Below are 3,209 nucleotides of genomic sequence, written 5' to 3'. Positions count from 1 at the left end.
TGGGCGTCAGCTCCTGCCACTTGCCCGTCGAGGCGTCGGTCTCCATCAGCGCGCCCGCCGGCCAGTAGCCGTCGCGCGCGCTCGCCAGCAGCGGCTGGTACACGTGAGTCTGGTTGCGGCGCGTCACGATGTCGCCCGCGCGCTGCGCGACCACGGCGGCACTCTCGTGGTCATCCGTCTGGTGCAGGAAGCCACCGCGTGGATACACGTTGCCCCAGAGGTTCAGGCCGGTGCGCGTACCGATCTCCCGCAGGCCGGGAACCAGCGCTTCCGGGTACGCCATCTCGGGGACGTTGTAGCGCCAAGCCAGCGTGTCGAGCGTGCTCAGCAGGTACGGCATGAAGGCGGTGCCTGCACCTTCGCAGCTGTAGCCGGAAGTGCTGGCGAACTGGCGGAACACCATCCCGCCCGGATGGCCGACGACATCGGCGTTCTTGAACTTGGCGAGGTTGTTCTCGTTGTCGTGGTTGGTCGTGCCGTCACCGCCTGCCTTGGCAGTCGGGTTGGGCATGCTCATCGCCCTGACTTCCCGCCATGGGTTCTCTCCGGTGTTCGAGTAGCTCGACACCACCGCATCGGGGACGTAGTGGTGCACCTTGACGGAAGTGCGCACCGAACAGCCGGATCGCCCGCAGTTCAGCCAGTAGCAAACACCCACGACGCGGTATTCCAGGCAGTCGCGGGACAGCGCCGACGAGACGATCGTGGCCGTGTCCAGGGCGAACGTCGCCGTGGCCGCGCTCAGCAGCAGCGAGGTGACGGTGGCATGCAGGCGCGAGGACGCCAGCAGGAGGCTCACGGCTGCGTGCTCCGGTATGCGTCGATGCGTGCAATGGCTCGGGGGACGTCGGGCTCGCCGTAGACCACGTAGCGCCGATCGACCACCACCGCGGGAATCCTGGCGACCCCCAGCCCCCAGGCTTCCGCGACACCCTGATAGGCGTGGCCGATTCGGCGCTGCAGCGCCTCACCGCCGGCATGCAATCGTTGCCGCACCAGGGCCGCGGCCTGTCGCGGGTCGGTCGGCAGGTGCGCCGCGAGTTCGAACTCGATGCGCGCAGCCTGGTCCAGTTCGATGACCCGCGCGCCAGCCGGAGCCTGCACCGGATGATGGCTGTCGGTGACGACGAGCACATCGGCGGCGGTTGCGATGGGGCCGAGCAGCGCGGCGCACAGTCCGGCGGTCAGTCTGGCCGCCAGGGGACGCCGCGAGGCAGCAGGAAGGTTGGGGGAATGAACCGGCACGGCGCGCCTCCGCGGAGTCGATGCAGGCTCGTAGTCGAACGCAATGCCGATCAGGGAACGACAAGGAAACCGAAACCGCTCAGCCCCGATTTCCTGCGGAAGAACCAAAAGGAAGCGGGAGCCAATGGCTCCCGTGGTGATGAAACAGATGCGTCTGGGATGCTGCTACAACAAGCCGGCTTCGGCGAACGAGAACGGGCTGCCCTTGCCGACGATGAAGTGATCCAGCACCCGGACGTCGATGGTGGCCAGCGCGCTCGTCAGCCGCTCGGTGATCGCACGATCGGCGGATGAAGGCTCGGTTTTCCCCGACGGGTGCTGATGCGCCAGGATCAGGGCCGAAGCGTTGAGCGCCAGTGCACGCTGAACCAACACCCGCGGATACACCGGCGTCTGGTCGACCGTGCCCTTGAACAGCGGCTCAAAGGCGAGCACCTGGTGCTGGCTGTTGAGAAACACGACGGCCAGGATCTCGTTCGGCTCCGCGACCAGTTTCAGGCGCAGGTAGTCGCGCACGGCGGCGGGACTCTCCAATACGGGACCGCCCCTGAACACGCGGTTCTCCAGCAGCATGATCGCCTGCTGGATGATCCAGTCTTCGTGCTGGGCGGCAATCAGGGTGAGCGACTCCGGGCCGGAGTCGGCGATGACAAGAGACATGGCGAACCTCCAATGGATGAGATCGGAGGGCGCCTGCCCCTGGAGGGCAAACCCTCCTGGGACGATAGGAATGGAACAGGTGACGAGCGGGCATCCACCACCGCGAATGCAGTGGTTGTTCGCGGCAACGGATGCGATGCGAACGGGTTGCGATCAACGCGGACCAGCCGCGCCGTAGCCTTGAGGATCGATGGCTACCTGGGCATGTCACCGGCAACGCCGGTGGGCATGTCTGGGGAATGGGCGGGTTCGGCAACGGTCTTAGCGCCGGCGGCGAGCAGGTCGATGGCCGACAGCAAGGCATCACCTTCGACAGGACCATTCAGCAGGAGCGTCTTGCCGGTCCCGCGGTCGCGCAGCTGCAAGGCCGGTGTGGCCGAGATGCCCTGCTCTGCGGCCTCCACCATCTGGGCACGGATGACGGCATCGGGGCGATCGCTGTCGAGACAGCCCTGCATGCCTGGCGTGAGCTCGGGATAGTGCAGGCCCTCCGGCAGACCCTGCCCGTCGCCACGGGTGCTCGAGTAGAGCCACGCCACGGCCCGCCAGAACGTGGTATGTCCGCCAGCCTCGCCCGCGCACTCGGCCAGACGTGCCCCGGCCGTCGCGGCCGGCTCGTGCATGGACAATGGCAGGTGGTGCCACTGCCAGTTCACCTCGGGATGGGCGTCGATCCAGCGCTTGAGTGCGGGGAAGTAGGCCCGGCAGTACGGACACTCCAGGTCGGCGTACCCGACCACCGTGAAGCGCGCATCGGCACGGCCATACAGCCAGGGCGGTCCGGCCGGTTTCGACGCTTCAGACTCGGCAGCGGCCAGGGGCATGGACTCGGTTGCCGGATGCGGCACGCGCAGCAGCATCCACGCGGCCACCGCAATCGTCACCACGATCAGCAGACCGATCCGGGGATGACGGCAGGCGAAGGAAGGCATGCGCATCGTGTCGCTCCCGTCAGGCCAGCGAATCCAGCACCAGCGGTTCGATGCCCCTCGCACGGTCGATCTTCTCGGCCACGCGGAAGGCGGCATCCAGCTCGCAGATGCCGTGCTGCTGCATCAACTGGAAGCGTTCGGCCTTCTCCTCGGGCTCGGTCATCGCCATCGCCAGGTAGAGGCTCGGCGGCACGGCGCGGAACAGTGCCTCCATCGACTTCGACAGAATGACGCCCTCGCTGAACTTGCCGGCCTCCTTGCGCGCCGAGAGCATCAGTGCCTTCTGCGACGCGTTGAGTTCGCGAAAGCGCGCGATTTTCTCGACTTCATCGGGCGGCATCGACAGGCAGATCCACCACTCGATCATGTTGA

The 3,209-nt window shown here is 66.7% G+C and carries 4 protein-coding genes and 1 pseudogene; all 5 read right to left on the bottom strand.

The genetic code is table 11. From position 1 onward, the window contains the following. Nucleotides 1-799 (bottom strand): TIGR03756 family integrating conjugative element protein (locus tag PLC66_RS22430; RefSeq protein WP_324544394.1); only part of this gene is annotated, 799 nt, incomplete at its 3' end. Further along, entirely contained in the window at nucleotides 796-1,245 is a 450-nt protein-coding gene (locus tag PLC66_RS22425; protein WP_324544393.1) for a TIGR03757 family integrating conjugative element protein, read from the bottom strand. The genes PLC66_RS22425 and PLC66_RS22430, both read right to left, overlap by 4 nt. 165 nt (nucleotides 1,246-1,410) lie before the next feature. Then, a complete protein-coding gene (gene radC, locus PLC66_RS22420) occupies nucleotides 1,411-1,905 on the bottom strand; it encodes a RadC family protein (RefSeq protein ID WP_324544392.1) in 495 nt (164 codons plus the stop codon). A 194-nt stretch (nucleotides 1,906-2,099) separates the two neighbouring features. Continuing rightward, nucleotides 2,100-2,843, bottom strand: coding sequence for a DsbA family protein (locus tag PLC66_RS22415; RefSeq protein WP_324544395.1), 744 nt, complete (start codon nucleotides 2,841-2,843; stop codon nucleotides 2,100-2,102). Between the two features lie 13 nt (nucleotides 2,844-2,856). Further along, nucleotides 2,857-3,209 (bottom strand): annotated as a pseudogene (locus PLC66_RS22410) (conjugative transfer ATPase); the annotation flags it as partial.

Origin of the sequence: Thauera sp. (genome assembly GCF_035444905.1) — a bacterium.
Classification (GTDB): Bacteria; Pseudomonadota; Gammaproteobacteria; order Burkholderiales; family Rhodocyclaceae; genus Thauera.
This window is presented reverse-complemented; position numbering and strand designations above follow the sequence as displayed.